Genomic DNA, 20,689 nt, shown 5'->3' with positions numbered 1-20,689 from the left:
TTTATTTATACATTTTTTTCCAGTTATTATCTGCCTTAACTTTTAAATTAGCTTCGTCAGGATTCCAGCTTTTTAATGTATTATTAAAATAAGCGTTGTAAAACAAATAGAGTTTTCCATCGATAATTTTAAATGTCTCCGGATTTATTTCTACTTTTTTATTGGCACTTCCCATCGCATAAGCACACCATCCACCATATTGAGGTTCATATTTTGAAGGATTTTTCAAGAACGTTTCTTTATTTCCATTTGAAGAAAATTGATATGTTACACCCTGGTAAGATGTCGAAATCTCTTTCTTCCCTTTAATGGCTTTTCCCTGAGTAAAATATCCAACCGGATCATAACCCAAAATGGCAACTTTATTTTCTAAATTATACTGACTAATTCTTTTTGCATCATTTTGGGCAAATGAAATTCCTGAAATCAAAACCAATACTAATACTACTAACTTTTTCATCTTTATTTATTTTAAATTTTTTAATACTGAAACCAACAATTCTGCTGAAATACGCTGTTTGAAATCTGGTGAAATATATTCGAACAGAATCTCATTCTCCGTGTTTACTACAAAAACAGAAGGTACCGGTAAGAAGTTAGTATTGACTCCATTAGAATTTACGTTAATTACTGATTTATAGTTTTCCGGAGCTTCATAAGCAATTCCGATTGCCTTAATTAATTCTCCTTTTGAATCAGAAAGCAAGGTGTATTTTACTTTATCCTTTTCTTCTGTAATTTTCAAATTTGCAGGAGAATCAGGACTTATGGCAATAATTTGAAATCCCTGATCCAGAATTTGTTTTTCGGCTTCAGCCAAAGCCTGTAAATGCAAATTGCAATACGGACACCATCCACCGCGATAAAAAACTAAAACGCTTTTTTTCTTTTTCAGTAAATCAGAAAGTTGAACATCTGCATTTTCAGATGATTTTAAAATAATGTTTGAAATTTTCTCTCCTATTAATAAAGGAGCAATATCCGTCGCAGATTTGGGAACTGCGTTTTGCGCATTAGCAACCGTAGTAATGGTTACTAAAAAAATAAAAAGTAATTTTTTCATAATTTAAGGTTTTACATCTTTTTGATGATGTAAAACTACTTCACTATGAAAAAACAAAATGTCGGCTAATTTACACTTCGCCTAAAATAATTATAATTTGGTAATATCCTGAATAACAATTTCTTTTCTGTTGTAACTTAAAAGATGGTTCGCTTCCATTTCATTCAGCAATTGCGTGGCGGTTTGCCTTGAAGTACAAATAATCTGGGCAATATCATTTTGGGTTAAATAATTTTCGATTGTCACCGCGTTTCCATTTACAGTTCCTTCTTTCTCAGCCCAGTCTTTTAGAAACTGATACAATCGCGTTTTGGCATCTTTAGAAATCAAATTAGAATAACTGTTTTTAATGCGTTTCATTTTTAAACCCACAAACTTGGTATACGAAAGCGCCAAACTTGGATTTCTCAATAATAAATCTTCAAAATCAGACATTAAAAAACTGCAGATTGCAACATCCTCAGAAAGGACTTTTGCATATTCTTCATTCTTATCATCGGTTTCTAAAGTCAATTCACCAAACAAATCTCCTTTTTGAATAATGTCTTTAATGGTTTCATTGCCATTGTCATCGACAGCAACAATTTTGATATTTCCCTTTTTAAGTAAAAATATACGAGGCACATCTGAAGATGAAAAATAAATAATTTCGCCTTTTGAAGCTTTTTTAAAACCTGTAATAATGCATAATTGTTTAATTTGAGAAAAGCTCAAAGTCCTGAACAACTTATGATCACGCAAATACCAATACTTTAATTCTTCGTACATAAAAACAATTTTCTTTATGTAAAGGTAGCCAAATTAAGAAGCAAACAAAAACCCTTTCAGACAGAGAAGTCTAAAAGGGTTTTGTTCTTTTATTTTTTGTAGAAGAAAATTATCCTGCGATAACTGATCTTGAAATTACGATTTTTTGAATTTCAGAAGTTCCTTCGTAGATCTGAGTAATTTTAGCATCACGCATAAAACGTTCAACGTGATATTCTTTTACGTAACCGTTTCCACCGTGAATCTGAACTGCTTCAACAGCCGTATCCATTGCTACTTGCGAAGCAAATAATTTTGCCATCGCTCCACTTACATCATAGTTTTTATTTTGGTCTTTATCCCAAGCCGCTTTCATACACAAATGACGCGCTGCTTCAATATTAACCGCCATGTCTGCCAATTTGAAAGCAATAGCCTGGTGATTACAGATTTCTGTTCCAAAAGCTTTTCTTTCTTTAGAATATTTCAAAGCCAATTCATAAGCTCCGGAAGCAATTCCTAAAGCCTGAGATGCAATTCCGATTCTTCCTCCTGCTAACGTTTTCATAGCGAATTTAAATCCGAAACCGTCTTCACCAATTCTGTTTTCTTTTGGAACTTTTACATCACTAAACATTAAAGAGTGAGTATCAGAACCACGGATTCCCATTTTTTGTTCTTTTGGTCCAATTGAAAAACCTGGCATATCTTTCGTCATGATCAAAGCATTGATTCCTTTATGCTTTTTCTCAGGATGTGTTTGTGCAATTACCAAATAAACCGAAGCTGTGTTACCATTTGTAATCCAGTTTTTGGTTCCATTTACTAAATAATGGTCCCCCATGTCAATAGCAGTAGTTTTTTGAGAAGTAGCATCACTTCCCGCTTCTGGTTCACTTAAGCAAAATGCACCGTGAATTTCTCCCGAAGCCAAACCTGGTAAATATTTTTGTTTTTGTTCTTCCGTTCCATATTCTTGTAAACCCCAGCAAACTAATGAATTGTTAACCGACATTACTACAGAAGCTGAAGCATCAACTTTAGAAATTTCTTCCATTGCAATTACATATGATATAGCATCAAGTCCGCTTCCACCATATTTCGGATCAACCATCATTCCCATAAATCCTAACTGCCCCATTTTTTTTACTTGCTCGGTCGGAAAAATTTGTTTTTCGTCACGCTCAATAACACCTGGTAACAATTCGTTTTGGGCAAAATCTCTGGCGGCTTGTTGAATCATTAAATGCTCTTCGGTAAGATTGAAATCCATAGTCTTAATTTATTTTATTGTTTTTTAGAAACCAAAATCGAAAAAACTTCGTTAATAGAGATGATTTGGTTTTATGTTTTTTTATTTGTTCTTGCTTTTAATGGCTTCCAAAGATAATTTTTAAAAGTCAAATTAACAATGCGTGCATATAAAATTAATAGATCGGCAACAATTACGATAACGTTTTCGTAATAATTCGGAAATTTTGGTGCAGAAGCATTAATCTTGCAAGTTTTTCTCTAAAATTTAAGAATATAATTGCGCATTAAAACAGCATTACTAAAAAATTTTAGTAAAAAATTGTTCCGAAAAAGATTAAACAATTCTTAAAACGCGTATTTGTACGTAAAACAACTCTTACTAAATTGATTATTAAACTAATACGTTAAAAAAAATAAAAATTTAGAATAAAAAAACATACTAAGGAACAACTAAATATTAATAAATTAACATTATTTTTGCCTAAAAATTATTATATCGACACTTATGAAAAAGATTTTACTTGTACTTACCCTACTTTTAAGTTTACAATTTTCAACTGTTTCTGCGCAAACTCAGTTAGAAGTTAATGGCGTAACAGTTCCTAGAAAAATTGAAATTCAAAGTAAAACAATGCAACTTAACGGAGCTGGCGGAAGATCAAAAATGTGGTTGGAAGTTTATGTTCAGGCTCTGTATTTATCACAACTAAGTCAGGATCCTAAATTCATCATTGATAGTGATACTGAAATGGCAATTAGAATTGAAATTACCTCATCTATGGTTTCTTCAAACAAATTGACAAAAGCAATGAATACCGGTTTTGAAAAATCTGCAGGAAGTAATCTTGAAGAATTAAGACCAAGAATTGAGCAGTTTAAAACACTGTTAAGCGACCCAATTACTGAAAAAGATGTTTTCTTATTATGGTACAATCCATTTGACCAAACAGTAAACGTTATTAAAAATGACGTAGTAAAAGGGAAAATTCCAGGGTTTGATTTCAAAAAAGCATTATTCGGAATCTGGCTTTCTGATAAACCAGTTGACGAAACTTTGAAAAAGCATTTATTAGGAATATAATTTTCTAAACTTCATAAAAATTTAAAGCCGAAAACATAACGTTTTCGGCTTTCTTTTTTTCTTTAAATAAAATTGCTATAAAATACATTATTCGCATTATTCTATTTTATACTTTTACACAAAATAAACATATCACAACAAAATGAAAGATTTATTACAGCAATTTGAAAATAAAGAACCTGAAATTGTTTTTAACTGGAAAGATTCTGAAACAGAAGCAGAAGGTTGGACAGTAATTAATTCACTTCGTGGAGGAGCCGCAGGAGGTGGAACAAGAATGAGAAAAGGCTTGGATATGAACGAAGTTCTTTCTTTGGCTAAAACAATGGAAGTTAAATTTTCAGTTTCCGGTCCTGCAATTGGAGGCGCTAAATCTGGAATTAATTTTGATCCAAACGATCCTCGTAAAAAAGGAGTTTTACAACGTTGGTACAAAGCCGTTTCACCTTTATTAAAAAGTTATTACGGAACGGGTGGTGATTTGAATGTTGATGAAATCCATGAAGTTATCCCAATGACGGAAGAATGTGGTGTCTGGCATCCGCAGGAAGGTGTTTTCAACGGGCATTTTAAACCAACTGAAGCTGACAAAATCAATAGAATTGGTCAATTGCGTCAAGGAGTTATTAAGGTTATCGAAAACCCTAAATTTTCACCAGATGTAACCAGAAAATATACTGTTGCCGATATGATTACAGGTTATGGCGTTGCCGAAGCGGTTCGTCATTTCTACAATACGTATGGTGGTGACATTAAAGGTAAAAAAGCAATCGTTCAGGGATTTGGAAATGTTGGTTCTGCAGCCGCTTTTTATTTAGCTGAAATGGGAGCCAAAGTTATCGGAATTATTGACCGTGATGGTGGATTAATCAATGAAGAAGGTTTTTCTTTTGAAGAAATCAGAACGTTGTTTTTAAATAAAGACGGAAACAAATTAGTTGCTGAGAATATGATTCCGTTTGAAGAAATCAATTCTAAAATATGGACTATTGGTGCTGAAATTTTCACACCTTGCGCCGCTTCAAGATTGGTACAACAAACTCAAATCGACAGTTTAATCGCAAACGGACTAGAAGTAATTTCTTGCGGTGCGAATGTTCCTTTTGCTGACAAAGAAATTTTCTTCGGATCAATTATGGAAGAAGTAGATCATAAAGTAAGTTTGATTCCGGATTTCATTTCAAACTGCGGAATGGCGAGAGTTTTTGCTTATTTTATGGAGAAAAAAGTGCAAATGACAGATGAGGCGATCTTTAATGATACTTCAGAAATTATAAAAAATGCGATTGTAAAAGCCCACGCTTTGAATCCATCAAAAACAAATATTAGTGCAACAGCTTTTGAAATTGCATTGAAACAATTAGTATAATTTTTTTATACTTTCATTCGAAACGGGCTAAATTATTTAGCTCGTTTTTTTTGGCTTAACCGCAAGGTTCGCAAAGATCTACGCAAGGTTCGCAAAGATCTACGCAAGGTTCGCAAAACTTAGCTTTGCGGGCTTTGCTACGAAATTTTCGCCACAGATTTGCACGGATAAAAACGGATTAAAAAACTTTGCGAACTTCGCGTAGATCTTTGCGACCTTTGCGGTTAAATTCGGCACAGCCCTTTCATTCTAAACAATTTTTAGTACTTTTAAACGTTTTTAATAAGATACAATACAAAATTCAGAATCATAATGAGTTCCACTATTTCTTCAGATCAAAAGAAATCATTACTACTCACCACGGCGATATATGCAGTCATTATACTATTGCTGTTTTTTATACGCTTTTGGCCTCCATATAATCCGGAAAACAATGTAGCTCTTGCCGAAGGCGGTGGCGGTGGCGGCGTTACGGTAAATTTTGGCGACAGCGATTTAGGTTCCGGAGCGAATTATAAAAGTGAAGTTTTAAATGTAAAAAACGAAGCAAAAGCGACTCCTGCAAAATCAACTCCAGACGAAGCCATTATAACTCAAGAAAATACAGCAGACGATGTTAATGATGTTGTTATTCCCGTAAAAGAAAAACCAAAAAAACCAACTCCTGTTGAAAAACCGGTTACAAAACCAGTTCCTGAAAAACCAAAAGTTTCTAATTCTACTAATGATGCTTTATCGAGCATTATGAAAGGATCAAACAAGGGCGGAGACGGCGGTGATAAAGTAGCAGGAAACAAAGGAAAAGCAGGCGGAAGTTTAGGTTCTAACGGTTATTACGGTAGCGGAGGTTCTGGTGGCGGAACAGGCGGAGGAAACGGAACCGGAAATGGTATTGGTACCGGAAGCGGTTACGGAGCCGGAAGCGGCGGTGGTTCTGGCGGAGGATCGGGATATTCTCTTGGAAACCGAAAAGCATTATCGAAACCCGCACCAAAATACACTTGTAACGAAGAGGGAAAAGTTGTGGTTGAAGTGACTGTTGATCAAAATGGAAAAACAATAAGTGCGACACCTGGAATAAAAGGAACTACAAATACAGCAAGCTGTTTGTTAGACCAGGCAAGAATAGCAGCAATGAATACAAAATGGGCACCAGATGATAATGCCCCTGTAAAACAAACGGGTAAGATTATTTATAATTTTAGTTTGAATTAGAACGAATTCTCACGAATTTGATTATATAAAAAGGCTTTCTGAAACATTTCAGAAAGCCTTTTGTATTCGCATTTTTGTCATTTCGACGAAGGAGAAATCACATCCAGAGAGCGACGTACTGTGTGTCTATGCTTTATGTGATTTCTCCTTCGTCGAAATGACAAGATCGTGTCACATACTAAGTGAGATTGCTTCGTTCCTTGCAATAACATACTTTAATACTACTTTTCCCTTCCCCTATTCTCTTTCTTCTTGCCTCTTGCCTCTTTATTCTATGTTCTATGCTCTCTCTTTTTTCCGCGTGAGGGATAGAAGGAAGCTACCGCAGTAGCCCGTATAGCCCGACCGCAATAAAAAAATGGGCGAATCAACGTTATGCTGATTGGCCCATTTTTTTATTGTGGTCACGCCCTGATGATAAATCTATTTCGGACTTGTAGCAATTACAAACTTCAAATTGTTCTTCACTCCTATTTGCAATACATCTACCAGATCTTGTACCTGCAGATTAAACGGAATACGAACTACAACTGTCTGATCTTTGTCTGCTCCTATTTTAGACATTAAACTGGTTTCCAGATTTTCGAAATCGACCGGTTCTTTGTCGATGTAGAATTTTTTATCTTCAGTGACAGATAAACTGATTAACTGTTTGTTTGTTTTTTCATTTGATTTCGCTTTTGGCAAAGTCATTTTAATAACATTCGGATTTGCAAGCGTTGAAATAATAAGGAAAAACAACAGCAAGAAAAACATAATATCACTTAAGGATGACGTCGCCACTTCGGCATGAAATCTTCTTTTTCTCTTAATAGACATACCTTATGCTCTTTGAATTATATTGACAAATTCTAAAATCTGTTTCTGAATTTTTAAAGCAAAATCATCAATTTTTCCGTTTAATAAGTGGTACGCACTATAAGCAATAATACCTACAATTAATCCAGAACCTGAACTGATCATTTTTTCATATAAACCTCCTGAAATGTTTCCGATACTAATATTTTCTGTAACTGAAATGCTGTAGAAAATCTTGATAACTCCAGAAATCGTTCCGATGAAACCTAAAGTTGGTGCGATACCGGCAATAAGTCCAAGATGCCCTAAACGTCTTTCCATTTCACCAATTTCAATATCTGCGGCGCGGTCCATGTTGGATTCAATCTCTGCAATTGGTCTTCCGATTACAAGAACACCTTCTTTCAAAATATTTGCTGCAGCTGTATCACTTCTTTCTACAATTGTTCTGGCCAATTCAATATTTCCAGCATTTAGTTTATCACCAACATCCTGCATTAATCGACTGTCAATTTTAGACGCTTTGCTGATATATAAGTAGCGTTCAAAAATGATATAAATCGTGTAAAACAATAAAATAGCGATTGGAATCAGAAAAAAACCTCCTTTTAAGATAAATCCTAAAACTGAGATTTCGGTATTTGGTGCAATTTTTTCGATAACTACGTTAGATGCTGCGTTTGCAATGGTATCTGTTTGTTGTTGAATAAAACTAAACATATATTAATTCTGGTTTTTAATAATTAATTGTAAAAAATATTTGAAATTTGCAATAAAGATAATTTTCGCTGTAAATATAAAACTAAAAAAAACGGAAATTATTTCAATCTACAACTATTTTATCCAAAATAAATGAACTATCAAGAGACCACAAACTGGATGTTTAATCAACTTCCGATGTATCAACTTCAAGGCGCTTCGGCATACAAAGAAGATTTAACCAATATTAAAATACTGGCGGCACATCTTGATAATCCACAAAATCAATTAAAATGTATTCACGTTGCCGGAACCAATGGCAAAGGATCGACTTCGCATATGCTGGCTTCTGTTTTGCAGGAAGCGGGATATAAGGTTGGATTGTATACTTCGCCGCATTTAAAAGATTTTAGAGAACGAATTAAAATTAATGGGGAAGATATTTCTGAAGATTTTGTTATTGAATTTATCGAAAAACACAAAAGCTTTTTTGAAGCCAACGATATGAGTTTCTTCGAAATGTCTGTTGGTTTGGCTTTTGATTATTTTGCTTCTGAAAAAACAGATATTGCGATTATTGAAGTTGGTTTGGGAGGAAGACTAGACGCGACGAATATTATCACACCCTTGGTTTCAGTAATCACTAACATCGATTTAGATCACATGCAGTTTTTAGGAAATACGCTAACAGCAATTGCAGGTGAAAAAGCGGGAATTATAAAACCAAATGTTCCTGTCGTAATTGGAGAATATACGGAGGAAACGGAAGCTGTATTTTTAGCTAAAGCAAAAGAAAACAATGCACCTATTTATTTTGCTGCTGATTTAATTTCCGGCGTTTTTCCGTCTGATTTGTTGGGCGATTACCAGTTTCATAATAAAAAAACGGTTCAACAGGTCGTTGTTGTTTTAAACTCACAAACCGATTTTAAAGTTTCTATTGATAACCTAAAAAAGGGCTTATTAAACACCGTAAAAAATACGGGATTACAAGGAAGATGGCAGCAGCTTGGCGAAAATCCGAAAATTATTTGCGATACGGCACACAATAAACACGGATTGGCAGTTGTGATGAACCAAATCCAAAAAGAGACTTTTGAAAATTTACATATTGTTTTAGGCGTTGTCAATGATAAAGACCTGGATTCTATTTTACCACTCTTTCCTAAAAAAGCGCAATATTATTTTTGCAGACCCAATTCTTCGCGAGGTTTAGCTACTGAAATCTTAAAAGAAACTGCTCAAAAATATGATTTAAGTGGAGAAAAATACGATTCGGTTGAAATTGCTTTTGCTGCTGCGAGGAAAAATGCATCAGAAAATGATTTTATTTATGTTGGAGGAAGCACTTTTGTCGTAGCAGAATTACCATTGCAATAACGAAAAGCATATTTATATTAAAAAGTTCAAAAAATCTACTTTTATAATAAATTCAATGCCAGTGAGATATAAGTTTTATTAAAAAAAGTTCAAATATTTCACGGATTTTCTTTGCAGAACTCGAAAACTAGCGTATATTTGCACTCGCAATCACGAAATGACAGCAACCTAGTAAAATAGGGCGATTAGCTCAGCTGGTTCAGAGCACCTCGTTTACACCGAGGGGGTCGGGGGTTCGAACCCCTCATCGCCCACCAAAAACTCCTTAAGAAATTAAGGAGTTTTTTTATGCTTATTTTTTCTCTGGAATTATGCTGCATCACAATTGTTACGAGTGCGAATTACAAATCCACGCAAGCAGTTCAAATTCGTTGTAGTATACGTTAGTACTTGGTCTCTTTAATCTCCAATCAAATACATTTACTTCAATTTGGTCTAACTATTGTAAATAAATTTACGTAATGCCAACCTGTGTATCCATATTTAAAGTTAGCCGCCAATAAACCTAAAGACAGGTTAACGATAATATATACAATTGAACGCTTAAGATTAAACGATTTATTTTTCATTAAAATCCATATTGCAGTAAAAGTAAAAAGCAATACACAAATATTTATATAGTGCGCTATTTGTGGACCTGTAATAATTGAAAAAAAGAAATTGAAAAATATAACAATAGATGATAAAATGGTCAGCAAAATTATATTTTGAGAATCCTGTTGATTTTTCATTTTTTTATATTTTTTTAGCAATATTATTATTCTTCATTTTATGTCACTTGCCATTAAACTTACTTCTTTAGACAAAGAATGGCATTGTAACTTTTTATCTATTTACAACCTCCATTTGATTCAAAAATAATTCTTTGTTTACTAGTACTATCAAGAACAAACTCTGCAAGTGCGCCATAATTAGTATCCTTCTTTTTAAGTTTAGGATTCACAATCCAAATATAAAAAGCAATATTTTTTTTCTTTAATACATCTTTAATTGGCTTACCTGTAGTTTTGTAATTTTTATTGATTGCTAGTAAATCTATTTTGTTGTTTATAATTGTTCCTCTTTTATTGATTTCAATATAATTTGAGTCAATTAATTCAATATAATTTTCTTTCTGAATATATTCAACAATCTTTATATTATCTATATAATAATCTTCAGATACAACTTTAATAGTTTTATTGATATTATCAAATTCCATATCATGTTTTTTGGGGCAAAAACAACTTTGAAAAATAAAGATAAAAATTAAAAAAAGTATTTTTCTCACAGCGCTTTTCCTTTTGTTATTTAAAAAACTCATCAAAACTTTCTTTTTTTGATTTTTGATACTTATTAATATAGGCATCTAAAAAACCACTTTGCTTTAAAAACTGCATTGGGTCTTTTATATTTAATATTTCGTCAATTGCTTTTTGTTTGTCTTTTTGTTTATTGAAATACGATTCTGTTATTTTATAACCCATCCAATATCCTAAATCATTTGGTCTGTCGTCTTTCTTGGAGGTTCCATATAACCAATCCTGATAATCAGGATTTTTCAATCTCGTTACAAATTCCTGACCTAATTTATCCAGGTTTTGATTTCCATATTTGTATTCAAACTTATTTATTGATTCTCCTGAAATAAGTTCACCCATAAAGTCGGCGCCTCCTTCCAGCAAACACCATTTCAGCAACATATCTTTGCCTTCAATTTTTTGTTGATAATGGATAAGTTCGTGCGCGATTAAACCTGAAACGCCATCCAGATTTTGAAGTTTTTCAGTTCCAATGATAATTCCGTCAGGAGAAGAAGTTCCGCCTGAATTAAATCTTCCATAAACAAAATATATTGGCGGAAATTTTGCCTTTGGATACCAATATTTTAAGGCACTATAAATGGCTCTTACTCTCTTTTCCTTCGAAGAAATACCATCCAAAACATTTCTTGAAAGTTCATAATCTGCTTTTCTTTTTTTCACAACTGCAAAAAGTGAGTCGGCATTGATTATTCTGTTTTCAGTAAATCCCTTAACACCCGGAGAACCTTTTTGCATGTATTCAATAAACGGATTTTGTTTTGATTTATCCATTTTGTCAAATGCTTCCCAAAAATTTTTTGCATCTTTTATTTCGAAAACGGCATCTAAAGGATTGTCAGAGAAATTACTTTGTGCAAAAAGGAAATTAGAAAAAATTAGAAGAAATGTTGTGATAATAAGGTTTGGCTTCATAACAGCTTTATGTTTATTTCTTTAACGTTAAATTTTTCAAATTAATACTTCCACAAAGAATTTCCTTATCCCTAATTTTATAAAAAAGATTTTGTCCTTGTAAACGAAGTTCTGTTCGCAAAGCACCATATTGTGTTCCTCCAATTAAGCGAAGTGTTACTACATAAAAACCGCTTGATTCTTTTGGATTAATCGTTCTTTTCAACGAAGACGATTTATGGATATTTTTATCTAAAAAAGGCTCTAAATCTGTCAAGCCATAATTAAACAAGGGTATTTTCTCCATTGTAAGCGTGTCGGATGGAATCACTATTTTATAATACTTACCTGGTAAAGCCGGAATCTCGTAGGAATCCACAGGAAAGTCAATTTTCAATTCAAGAGGATTAGCTGTTTCATTCATTATTCGCGTCCAAAATATAGCATAAATATATTCCTCGCCCTTAGCGTCAGTATATCTTATTCCGCCTTTTGGCAAGCTGTTTTCTATTATTATACTTGCACCTTTAGCATCAGTATACTTGTATTTACTGTAAATGCTTTTATCATAATTATTTTTACTTTGGACATTCTTTACCTTATCAACAGTATTTGGCGTTGCTTTACTATCTTGCTTACAGGAAAAAAATCCGGTTGTTGCTAAAATCAATACTATAATAGTTTTTTTCATTTTTTTAAAGTTTGTGAAGACTCGGTAGAATATTGTAAATAAAAAACACTCGGTAGAAAAATACCTATAACCAGATCATACTTTAGTTAGTTGAAATAGACAAAATCCGTGAATCTGTTTATATTGTATTTTGTTTTAAATCTTTGCAATTCTGTATAATCTAATTGTGATATAATGATACTCTCATTTTTAATCTTTTTGGATTCATATAATTTTGGCAGAATTATTTTTTCAAAATAATCCCATAAAAAATTGAATTCTTTGTGTGTTTCAACATAAAAATGATATTTATAAATTATATCCTGAAAAGTGAATTCTATATAATTTTCAATTCCATCATAAACCTTATCATCACTGTCTTTCCATTGATTTTTAAAGGCAATTAAGTATATTTCTATACTTTCTAATTCATTCCAATCATAAGAAACATATTCCCCATTTTTCCAAATTTTTACTTCATTTTCACTAAAGCAAATAAATTTATTTTTTTGAATTGTTTTTAATGTTGTGAATTTATAATCTGTAAAATAATTATATGTCGCTATTGCAAAAAAGCCAAATGGTAAACTTAAACAATATATGACCTGACTGGTAAAAAGCCCATAAGTAAAGGAGCCCAAAATAAAAGCAAATAAAAACAAACCTATAAACTGCTCTACTGTTGTTGATTTTGGATGAATTACAAGGGGAAAAGTTAATTTATCATTCATTAAAAAGTATTGTTTTTATTTGTTCATTTTTAAAAGTGTTAGAAACTCCAATTCATAATTCCAAGAACTTACAACTTCTAAAAAACATACCAATTTGAAACACAATAGCTTTTAACTGATTAATTATTATTTTTTTCATTTCCACAAAACAATAAAGTGTTACATTAAATCTTTTAACGAATATAATATATAATTACAAGTATGATCATTTTAAATTTTCATTTTAAGTATTCCTTTACTAAAATCTTCTGGAGAATATAAATAAAGACTCCAATAGCCAACAAAAAAACTCCTTAATTGCTTAAGGAGTTTTTAAATGCATCATATAAAAATTTATTTATTGTTTTTAAAAGAGATTACAAATTCGCTTTATCTGATTGTATATTTTTCAAAACCGTATCATAAATTTTGTCTAACAGGTTTTGTCGCATTTTTGAATTTCTTTGATCCAGAAGAATTATAATTCCCCAGTTTTTAGTTCTATCATAACATATAATTGAAGATTGTCCCATAGAATCTCCTGATTTCATATAGATTGTATTTTTATCATCTGTCATAATATTTACACCCAATCCTAATTCCCTTTCCCCTACTTTATAGAAGGTTTTTTCTGTAATTATTGCCGCTTTGCCCACTGTAGTTTCTTTATTTAAAACTGCTTTTAAATATATAACCATATCAGCAGCATTCGATTTTATCAATCCCGCGGGTGCCGTAATATTCCATTTAAAGAATTCCTGAATACCACCTTCAGGATTGTGAGCCGTTGTAATGTTTTTTACATTAAAATCTTTCGTTAATGTATTTTTCATTTTTAAGGGTATGATTATTTTTTCTCTAATAATGGCATCATAACTTTTGCCATATGCTTTTTCTAGTATTTGTCCGAGTAAAGTATATCCAATTGTAGAATAACGATATTTACCGTAATCTTTTAGTTCATTGCAATTATTGATTAAATCTGTTAAGGTTTGCTGCGTTATATTACTTACAGGCTGTTGCGGATTTAGTTCTATTAACTTTCCAAAATCGATATCAGGCAAACCAGATTGATGAGACGCTAAATCTGAAATTTTTATTTTGTTTTGAAGGTTTTTTTGTAAAACATACTCTTTTGGAAGATAGTTATCTATATAATCATCTACTTTTATTTTATTCTCAACAACTGCTTGTGCAATTAGATTGGAGGTTAAAATTTTAGTAATTGATGCAATTTCAAATAGGGAGTTTTTATTAATTTCTGTTTGACTTTCGGCATTCAATTTACCATATGAAGTATAAAATTCTTCATTGTTTTTAATAAAACCAACACTAATACCAACGTTGGAATTTTTTTGATAATTATCCTTTATTATAGAATCAATTTTTTTAGAAATATCTTGTCCAAAAGAAAAGTTGCTTATTACTAATAGTACTGCTAAAAATTTTACTGAAGTTTTCATGGTATCGAATTTTAAGGTTAAAAATTTATTTCGATACAAATATGCGAGAGAACAAAAAGCTATGCGACCGAATAAAAATACTCGAACGCATTTGTTTTAAAAAATAAGTACTAATACTTTCAAAAATAAGTACGAGTAATTACAAAGCACTATATTACAGGTTTTTGCGGTAGATAGTTGGCGTATTTCCGGTATGTTTTTTAAAAGCCGTATTAAAAGAAGATTTAGAATTAAAACCAACATCATATAAGATTTCTAAAATTGTAATCTTACTTTTTGTATTATCTTTTAAAATTTCCATGGCATTTTCTATGCGATAAGAATTAACAAAATCATAAAAATGCTGATCTAATTTATGATTTATTAAAAGTGATAAATCCCGAACAGGAATTTTAATTGCTGCAGAAACATCCTGAATTGTGAGCGAAGGATTAAGAAATGGTTTTTCATCCATCATATATTGTCGCAATTTCACTAGTTCTTCGTTGTATTCATTTTCATTTGTAATTAACTGTCCGCTATTTTTCTCTTCAGAAATTATATCCTGTATCAATTTTAATTTTGAATCAATAGTTCTAAATAACCCCGGATGATTTAGTGCTTTATATAAATACCAAAAAATAACGAATAGTTCAAATATTAAAAGTCCAACTTTTAACCCTTTGGAAATATTAGGATATTCAGTAAACTTAAAAATGTTCTTTATTAGAGCAATAACAAAAAAAGCAGATAATGCTACAGTAAATTGAAATAACCAATTAAGCGATTCAATACTCGCTCCGGCATAATTTTCAAGGTATATTTTTTTTGCTTTTCTTAAAATCACAAAAGCTGCAATGATGTAAAATATAATTTGAATATGTACAAAAATATGATTGAATTGTATTTCAAACCTACTGCTGATGTTTGAAAGAAAACTTATTTTAGAAGCCAGACTGACAGCGTAGAAACGAGGTATTAAAATTAGGTTTGCTATTAAAAAAGGAATAGCATGAATTAAATGACTCGTTTTCAGCTTAAAATCAGAATAACAGACAGATAAGACATATAAATAAAAAGTGGGAAGCTGCAAGAAAAAGAACAAGCTTATAAATATTCTGACATTTAATGACATCGCTAATAAATCGCCAAGATTTGCGCTAATATCTATTACAGTCAAAAGTAGAAAAAAAGTAAAAAGACGATTACTTAATTTATGTTCTGTTTTGACTGTAAGTAAAAACAATGCTAAAAATAATGAGATGAAAATTATTATTATAGAGATTGTAACCAATAAATTAATCTTATCCATTAATCTTTTTTTGTTTTTAGGAAAGTTTAGCTTCTTACTTTGGATTTTCTTTCGAGCGAATATAAGAAATAATTTTACTACACTTTATTACCTTTTTTTGAAATAGAAAATAATTACTAATCATTTTTTAATTGAGATTCGTAAAATTTTCACCAATTAACTTTACACATTATTTAACAAGTCTATTAACACAGTTTAACATCTTCAGAAACAAATTATTATATGTTTACTACTCATTAAAAAATCTAATTTATGAGAAAAACTTTATTGGTAGCTGTTATCCTGTTTTCATTTTTTTCTGCGAAAGCTCAAAATGAAACCAATGTCGATCCTTATGCGAAAAACAATGAATTTAAATTTAATGTACTTGGTCCTTTAGCCGGAACAATTCAGGCCACTTACGAAAGACATTTAAACAGTAAATCATCCCTTGGAATTACGGGTTTCTATGTTTTTAACGATGACATAAACGACGACATGAATTACTCTCTTTCTCCTTATTACAGAAGGTATTTCGGCAAGAAATATGCTGCAGGTTTTTTTGTCGAAGGATTTGGAATGTTAACTTCCATTGATGGCAAAAAAATATACAATTCTCAAGATCATTCCACATTTACTGAAAATCCTGATGTCATTGACTTTGCACTTGGCGCAGGTTTAGGCTGGAAATATATTGCCAAAAGCGGATTTCTTATTGAAGCAAATCTTGGTTATGGTGCTTTATTGTTCAATGCCAGTAAAACAGATCATACTATTGTAAACAAAATTGGAGTTAATGTCGGCTACCGATTTTAATTGAATCAATAATAAAGGCCTTTAAAGTCATTTGATTCTGAGGCCTTTGAGTAATTCTTCTTTTTAAAAATCAATCTCCACCACAACCTCCGCAGGAACTCCCACAAGAACTTCCGCAGGAACTTCCGCAGGAACTTCCGCAACTAGATCCTCCACCAGAATCTGTATTTCTGTTTAAATATCCTGTGAGCGGAATAAAAGAACTTACCAATATTACTTCTCCATAAAGAAAATATTTCCATTGCCAGTCTTTTTCAACTTCCGAATTCAATTTTTCATTTGTAAAAATCAATGGTATTATATTGCTAAACAGGTAATTTACTATTTTGTCAAAATAAATTTTACTTACTATTAAAAGAGCAAAAACAGCAAATAGTAAAAATGTAATAGGTTTATCTCTCGAAATTCCTGAAATAATTCTGCTAAAACCAATGCTTAGCAAAAGGCCAAAAATTAGCATTACAATTTTTATAATCTGCATAAATGGTTTTGAGTCTATAATAGTTTTCCTAATTCTGCCAACCGATTTTGCAATTTGTTCAAATACTGGATTTCGCGCTACTATTTTAAACAATTGCGGATAAGGCATTGGCTCGTATTCCTTCATGATTTCAATAACACAATTTTCAAATTTGTCATCGGTTAAACTTTCATCAATCAGGTTTAATCTATTATTGGCCAAAACAACAATTTTCTTATTGCTGATTAAATTATTTACGACACCGTGAATAACAAATTCTAATTTATTATGCTGAAGAAAAACCAGTTCAAAAGCACTTAGGTTTACTAAGATAAAATTTGATTTTATGCTCTCATAAAATGAGTTGAAAGCTTTTTTTGCAAACAGCATTAACAAAGCTATCATTCCTGCAAAAAAGAAAATGTAGAGAATCAAAAAATCAGGATTTCCGATTTGTATCAGAATAGGTTTTATCAGATAATAAATCGGAAAAATAAGGATCGCAAATAATCCTAAAAAAACTCTTTTTAGAATATCAATTTCAATCCAGCTTTTTTCTAAATGGAGAGAATCCAGTTCGTTAACAAACTCCCAGATTACTTCTGGTTGTTTTCCGAAATTTTGTTCATACAATTCTTTTGTTCTTCCTTTGGCTTTATGAAATTTTTCTGCTTCAGATCGATTATGAGTTGACGGAATATGCTCAATTCTTTTAGAAAAAAGAGTACAAAAATCAGTATATGATGAAGTAAAAATCAAATGCTGATGCCAGACAATATCAACAATTTCTGAAGGTGAAACCATTTCATTTGAAATAGCGGCGAGATACATGAATTTTTTATATTCGAGAATAGCGGTTTCGGCAAAATGAAGTGTCCATTTATTTTCGAAAGCCAATCTGGTCAAAAATCCATACCGATCAGTTGGATTATCTAATTCAAATTTTAAAACTGTATTCCAAAGAATTGTATCCATTAAAAAGTAATAATTATCATAATTGTCTTTTATTTATATGAAATCTTCTTTATTACATCGGTTCCCAAAGTTCTATTTTATTACCATCGGCATCCATAATATGAACAAATTTGCCATAATCATAAGTAGCGACTTCATCTAAAATGGTTACTCCGTTTTTTTTGAGATTTTCCAGAAGTCCTTCAAGATTCTGAACTCTGTAATTAATCATAAATTCTTTTTTGGACGGTGCAAAATAGTCATCTCCTTTTTTAAAAGTACTCCATTGAAGTGCTTCAATCTCATCTGGATTATTGATATTTCTGGATTCAAAAGTCGATCCCCAATCGTTGACATCAAGTCCTAAATTTTTCGCATACCAATCTTTTGTATCTTTCGGATTATCTGAAAAAAAGAAAATCCCTCCAATTCCTGTCACTTTTGGTGTTTTATCAGAACCTGAATTGTCTGATTGTATTTTTGAGTCTTCCATAATGTTTGCTTTTTTGGGTTGTAGCCTTACAAATTTAAAAAACTATTTCGATCAATATATTCATTTACAATACAATATCATTTTATAGAATTTCTTCTAAAAGAATTATTCTTTCGTCAGCCGATCCATTTCTTTCAGCAAGGTTGGAATTCTAAATTCACCTGCCATACTTTTTACTTTCTCAAAAGCATCGTCTAATTCAATTCCAATTGCCGTAACATATAACGGTTTCTGGCTATCACCTCTAAATAAACTTCGTTTGGTTTTTTCGATAGAGGCAAAATTGGTTTTGGCAACACCAATTATTGGAATTTCATGATTCAGTTTTTCATATAAATAACCTCCTAAACCGTATTTCTTTTCATCATCTAAATAAACAAATCCGTCAACAATAATGACTTCTACCTTTTTTAAATCAATTTGATGCAATAAACTCAAAATGCAAGGCAATTCTCTTTTGTAAAATTCTCCGGGAATATATTCTTCGACATTATCGATTATTTCTGTATGAATTTTGAAATCTGTACTTTGATTCCATTCTTGAAATTCCAGACAAATTGTTTTTGCTTTTCCGTCGTAGTAATACGTATCAAATGCTAATATCATATATCAAAAAAATTAATCTTCATCAGGATAAAACATTTTACCAATTAGATATTGAAATCCATAACCCACAATAAAACAAATTCCGAGTGGTAATAAAAGTTCAATGTATCTGAACTCACTTCTTGTTCCAAACAAATAATTAAATGTTACCGGAAATAAACCTGCTATAACTATAGAACGAATCATTCCTGCCAAAGGCTTTTCATTGTATCCTAAATAGCCTGCAATTGCGCAAACAATCACGACAAACAAATACCACGCAGGATTCGTAACCCCAAATACAGATCCTGAAACAGAAGCAAACAATACAACACAATCTGCAATATGTTTTTCTTTTTCGTTTTCTTTCTTTTCTTCAGCGTCCTTAAAAAGTTCTTCTCTGTATTCTTTAATAACTTTATTTACAAGATATTCTGCAGTATATTCATCAAATCCGGCAACAATTAGTTTTATCACCTGATTTTCGATTGCTACTTTATCTTCTTTTAAATGAGCTTCTTTTATGGCTTCAATTTGTTGTGGCGAAAGCTTTTTTTCCATTCGTAAACTTAGTATTTGGGGATTACTTTATGGTAACAATTCTAATTTTGTAACGGAATTGTGTTTTCAGCAAAACTTACTTTTCCGTAAAACACAGATGGAAGAAATGTCATTCCGAGTGCTAATTTAGAATCAAATCCATTTTCTTGTGCTATTTTTTTATTAACGGAATACAAAAAAAAGTATCTGACAAAAGGAATAAAAATCAATATAATCCAGAGAACAGGTTTCTCTGCAATTTTTAATAAAGTCAATTTATTTAGTATTGGAATTACACTATACCATTTGTTTCTGCCGTACTTTTTGAAAAGAAAAAACAGATTGAATAAATAAAGTACAATCAACAAAACAAATAATTTATTGTGCATTACATTATAAACTCCAAAGAAATCACCTGACATTAATGAATTAAAGAGATTTTGAACAGGGAAAAGAATCGACCCATAAAAAAAGTTAAACTGAGGTTCCTGCAACATAAATGGCCGTTCAAAAAGATCAAGTAGTCCTTCTCGATGCGGAATATGAATACTCTCATAAAATATTTTAAAAAAGCTAAAATTAATTAGATAACTTAAAAGATCCGTCAAAAACAAAACAAAAAAAGAAATCACTGAGATATCCTTATAATTATTTCCGCTTTTTAGATATTCTAAAAAGGCTTTTACAACTAAAAAAGCGAAAACAATCTGATAGAAATAATTTAGGAAACTAAAGGGTGTTACTGTCGGAAAATAATTTTCATCTAATGATAAATGATCATTTATTTTTAATAGCAATAAAAACACAGCAAAAAATAAAGAATATTTTAAGGCAATTTTGAGATCAAGTTTTAAATCCATTTATTAGGAAGTTTTGGTTTTTTGGTTGGTTTCTGAATGCTAATATAATTTTATTTTTCTTTAAATT

At 31.3% G+C, this 20,689-nt stretch carries 23 protein-coding genes and 1 tRNA gene; 6 read left to right on the top strand and 18 right to left on the bottom strand.

Annotated features, from left to right (window positions below; translation table 11 throughout):
- Nucleotide 1: 1 nt before the first annotated feature.
- The 4 genes from AC1RRN_RS12495 to AC1RRN_RS12480 all read right to left on the bottom strand — a co-directional run bounded on the left by AC1RRN_RS12495 (nucleotide 2) and on the right by AC1RRN_RS12480 (nucleotide 3,083).
- Nucleotides 2–460, bottom strand: coding sequence for a YHS domain-containing (seleno)protein (locus AC1RRN_RS12495; protein ID WP_492967622.1), 459 nt, complete (start codon nucleotides 458–460; stop codon nucleotides 2–4).
- 6 nt (nucleotides 461–466) lie between these two features.
- The gene (locus tag AC1RRN_RS12490; RefSeq protein ID WP_492967621.1) at nucleotides 467–1,063 is read right to left on the bottom strand and encodes a peroxiredoxin-like family protein; all 597 of its coding nucleotides are present in this window, start codon (nucleotides 1,061–1,063) and stop codon (nucleotides 467–469) included.
- Nucleotides 1,064–1,153: 90 nt separating this feature from the next.
- A complete protein-coding gene (locus tag AC1RRN_RS12485) occupies nucleotides 1,154–1,831 on the bottom strand; it encodes a Crp/Fnr family transcriptional regulator (RefSeq protein ID WP_492967620.1) in 678 nt (225 codons plus the stop codon).
- Between the two features lie 109 nt (nucleotides 1,832–1,940).
- A complete protein-coding gene (locus tag AC1RRN_RS12480; RefSeq protein ID WP_492967619.1) occupies nucleotides 1,941–3,083 on the bottom strand; it encodes an acyl-CoA dehydrogenase in 1,143 nt (380 codons plus the stop codon).
- A gap of 486 nt (nucleotides 3,084–3,569) precedes the next feature.
- On the opposite strand from AC1RRN_RS12480, the gene AC1RRN_RS12475 reads away from it, so the two are divergent.
- The 3 genes from AC1RRN_RS12475 (at nucleotide 3,570) to AC1RRN_RS12465 (ending at nucleotide 6,729) form a co-directional block, all read left to right on the top strand.
- On the top strand, nucleotides 3,570–4,145 hold the full coding sequence (locus AC1RRN_RS12475) for a chalcone isomerase family protein (protein ID WP_492967618.1): 576 nt from the start codon (nucleotides 3,570–3,572) through the stop codon (nucleotides 4,143–4,145).
- A 142-nt stretch (nucleotides 4,146–4,287) separates the two neighbouring features.
- Nucleotides 4,288–5,514, top strand: coding sequence for a Glu/Leu/Phe/Val dehydrogenase dimerization domain-containing protein (locus AC1RRN_RS12470; RefSeq protein ID WP_072974896.1), 1,227 nt, complete (start codon nucleotides 4,288–4,290; stop codon nucleotides 5,512–5,514).
- 312 nt (nucleotides 5,515–5,826) lie between these two features.
- Nucleotides 5,827–6,729: an energy transducer TonB family protein gene (locus AC1RRN_RS12465; RefSeq protein ID WP_492967617.1), complete on the top strand. Its 903-nt coding sequence runs from the start codon at nucleotides 5,827–5,829 to the stop codon at nucleotides 6,727–6,729.
- A gap of 423 nt (nucleotides 6,730–7,152) precedes the next feature.
- Here AC1RRN_RS12465 and AC1RRN_RS12460 read toward each other — a convergent pair whose 3' ends face one another.
- Complete coding sequence (locus tag AC1RRN_RS12460) at nucleotides 7,153–7,548, bottom strand: ExbD/TolR family protein (protein ID WP_056246122.1); 396 nt, start codon at nucleotides 7,546–7,548, stop codon at nucleotides 7,153–7,155.
- A gap of 3 nt (nucleotides 7,549–7,551) precedes the next feature.
- A complete protein-coding gene (locus AC1RRN_RS12455) occupies nucleotides 7,552–8,247 on the bottom strand; it encodes a MotA/TolQ/ExbB proton channel family protein (protein ID WP_026983009.1) in 696 nt (231 codons plus the stop codon).
- Between the two features lie 132 nt (nucleotides 8,248–8,379).
- On the opposite strand from AC1RRN_RS12455, the gene AC1RRN_RS12450 reads away from it, so the two are divergent.
- Together AC1RRN_RS12450 and AC1RRN_RS12445 are read left to right on the top strand one after the other, a co-directional pair.
- The gene (locus AC1RRN_RS12450; RefSeq protein ID WP_492967616.1) at nucleotides 8,380–9,606 is read left to right on the top strand and encodes a bifunctional folylpolyglutamate synthase/dihydrofolate synthase; all 1,227 of its coding nucleotides are present in this window, start codon (nucleotides 8,380–8,382) and stop codon (nucleotides 9,604–9,606) included.
- 179 nt (nucleotides 9,607–9,785) lie between these two features.
- Nucleotides 9,786–9,863, top strand: a tRNA-Val gene (locus AC1RRN_RS12445).
- A gap of 168 nt (nucleotides 9,864–10,031) precedes the next feature.
- On the opposite strand, the gene AC1RRN_RS12440 is transcribed toward AC1RRN_RS12445, so the two are convergent.
- The 7 genes from AC1RRN_RS12440 to AC1RRN_RS12410 form a co-directional block, all read right to left on the bottom strand.
- Nucleotides 10,032–10,337, bottom strand: a complete 306-nt coding sequence (locus tag AC1RRN_RS12440; protein WP_492967615.1) for a hypothetical protein — start codon at nucleotides 10,335–10,337, stop codon at nucleotides 10,032–10,034.
- A gap of 98 nt (nucleotides 10,338–10,435) precedes the next feature.
- A complete protein-coding gene (locus AC1RRN_RS12435; protein ID WP_492967614.1) occupies nucleotides 10,436–10,807 on the bottom strand; it encodes a hypothetical protein in 372 nt (123 codons plus the stop codon).
- A gap of 85 nt (nucleotides 10,808–10,892) precedes the next feature.
- Complete coding sequence (locus tag AC1RRN_RS12430; protein WP_492967613.1) at nucleotides 10,893–11,822, bottom strand: DUF2268 domain-containing putative Zn-dependent protease; 930 nt, start codon at nucleotides 11,820–11,822, stop codon at nucleotides 10,893–10,895.
- Nucleotides 11,823–11,835: 13 nt separating this feature from the next.
- Nucleotides 11,836–12,492 carry a hypothetical protein gene (locus tag AC1RRN_RS12425; RefSeq protein ID WP_492967612.1) on the bottom strand — a complete coding sequence of 219 codons (657 nt, stop codon included), beginning with the start codon at nucleotides 12,490–12,492 and terminating at the stop codon, nucleotides 11,836–11,838.
- A gap of 86 nt (nucleotides 12,493–12,578) precedes the next feature.
- A complete protein-coding gene (locus tag AC1RRN_RS12420) occupies nucleotides 12,579–13,202 on the bottom strand; it encodes a hypothetical protein (RefSeq protein WP_492967611.1) in 624 nt (207 codons plus the stop codon).
- Nucleotides 13,203–13,558: 356 nt separating this feature from the next.
- Nucleotides 13,559–14,644 carry a serine hydrolase domain-containing protein gene (locus tag AC1RRN_RS12415; RefSeq protein ID WP_492967610.1) on the bottom strand — a complete coding sequence of 362 codons (1,086 nt, stop codon included), beginning with the start codon at nucleotides 14,642–14,644 and terminating at the stop codon, nucleotides 13,559–13,561.
- Nucleotides 14,645–14,798: 154 nt separating this feature from the next.
- On the bottom strand, nucleotides 14,799–15,935 hold the full coding sequence (locus tag AC1RRN_RS12410) for a helix-turn-helix domain-containing protein (RefSeq protein WP_492967609.1): 1,137 nt from the start codon (nucleotides 15,933–15,935) through the stop codon (nucleotides 14,799–14,801).
- 252 nt (nucleotides 15,936–16,187) lie between these two features.
- Here AC1RRN_RS12410 and AC1RRN_RS12405 point away from each other — a divergent pair, with 252 nt between their 5' ends.
- Nucleotides 16,188–16,730 carry a DUF3575 domain-containing protein gene (locus AC1RRN_RS12405; protein ID WP_492967608.1) on the top strand — a complete coding sequence of 181 codons (543 nt, stop codon included), beginning with the start codon at nucleotides 16,188–16,190 and terminating at the stop codon, nucleotides 16,728–16,730.
- A 70-nt stretch (nucleotides 16,731–16,800) separates the two neighbouring features.
- Here the strand turns inward: AC1RRN_RS12405 and AC1RRN_RS12400 are convergent, their stop codons facing one another.
- The 5 genes from AC1RRN_RS12400 to AC1RRN_RS12380 all read right to left on the bottom strand — a co-directional run bounded on the left by AC1RRN_RS12400 (nucleotide 16,801) and on the right by AC1RRN_RS12380 (nucleotide 20,622).
- Nucleotides 16,801–18,165 carry a glycine-rich domain-containing protein gene (locus AC1RRN_RS12400; protein WP_492967607.1) on the bottom strand — a complete coding sequence of 455 codons (1,365 nt, stop codon included), beginning with the start codon at nucleotides 18,163–18,165 and terminating at the stop codon, nucleotides 16,801–16,803.
- Between the two features lie 52 nt (nucleotides 18,166–18,217).
- The gene (locus AC1RRN_RS12395; RefSeq protein ID WP_492967606.1) at nucleotides 18,218–18,637 is read right to left on the bottom strand and encodes a VOC family protein; all 420 of its coding nucleotides are present in this window, start codon (nucleotides 18,635–18,637) and stop codon (nucleotides 18,218–18,220) included.
- Between the two features lie 105 nt (nucleotides 18,638–18,742).
- Complete coding sequence (locus AC1RRN_RS12390) at nucleotides 18,743–19,243, bottom strand: endonuclease V (protein ID WP_492967605.1); 501 nt, start codon at nucleotides 19,241–19,243, stop codon at nucleotides 18,743–18,745.
- A gap of 12 nt (nucleotides 19,244–19,255) precedes the next feature.
- Entirely contained in the window at nucleotides 19,256–19,783 is a 528-nt protein-coding gene (locus AC1RRN_RS12385) for a hypothetical protein (protein WP_492967604.1), read from the bottom strand.
- A 41-nt stretch (nucleotides 19,784–19,824) separates the two neighbouring features.
- Nucleotides 19,825–20,622, bottom strand: coding sequence for a DUF5684 domain-containing protein (locus AC1RRN_RS12380; protein ID WP_492967603.1), 798 nt, complete (start codon nucleotides 20,620–20,622; stop codon nucleotides 19,825–19,827).
- Nucleotides 20,623–20,689 lie beyond the last annotated feature (67 nt).

This window comes from Flavobacterium sp. GW821-FHT11G01 (assembly GCF_058808175.1).
The sequence above is the reverse complement of the archived record's forward strand: the minus strand, read 5'-3'. Positions and strand labels throughout refer to the sequence as shown.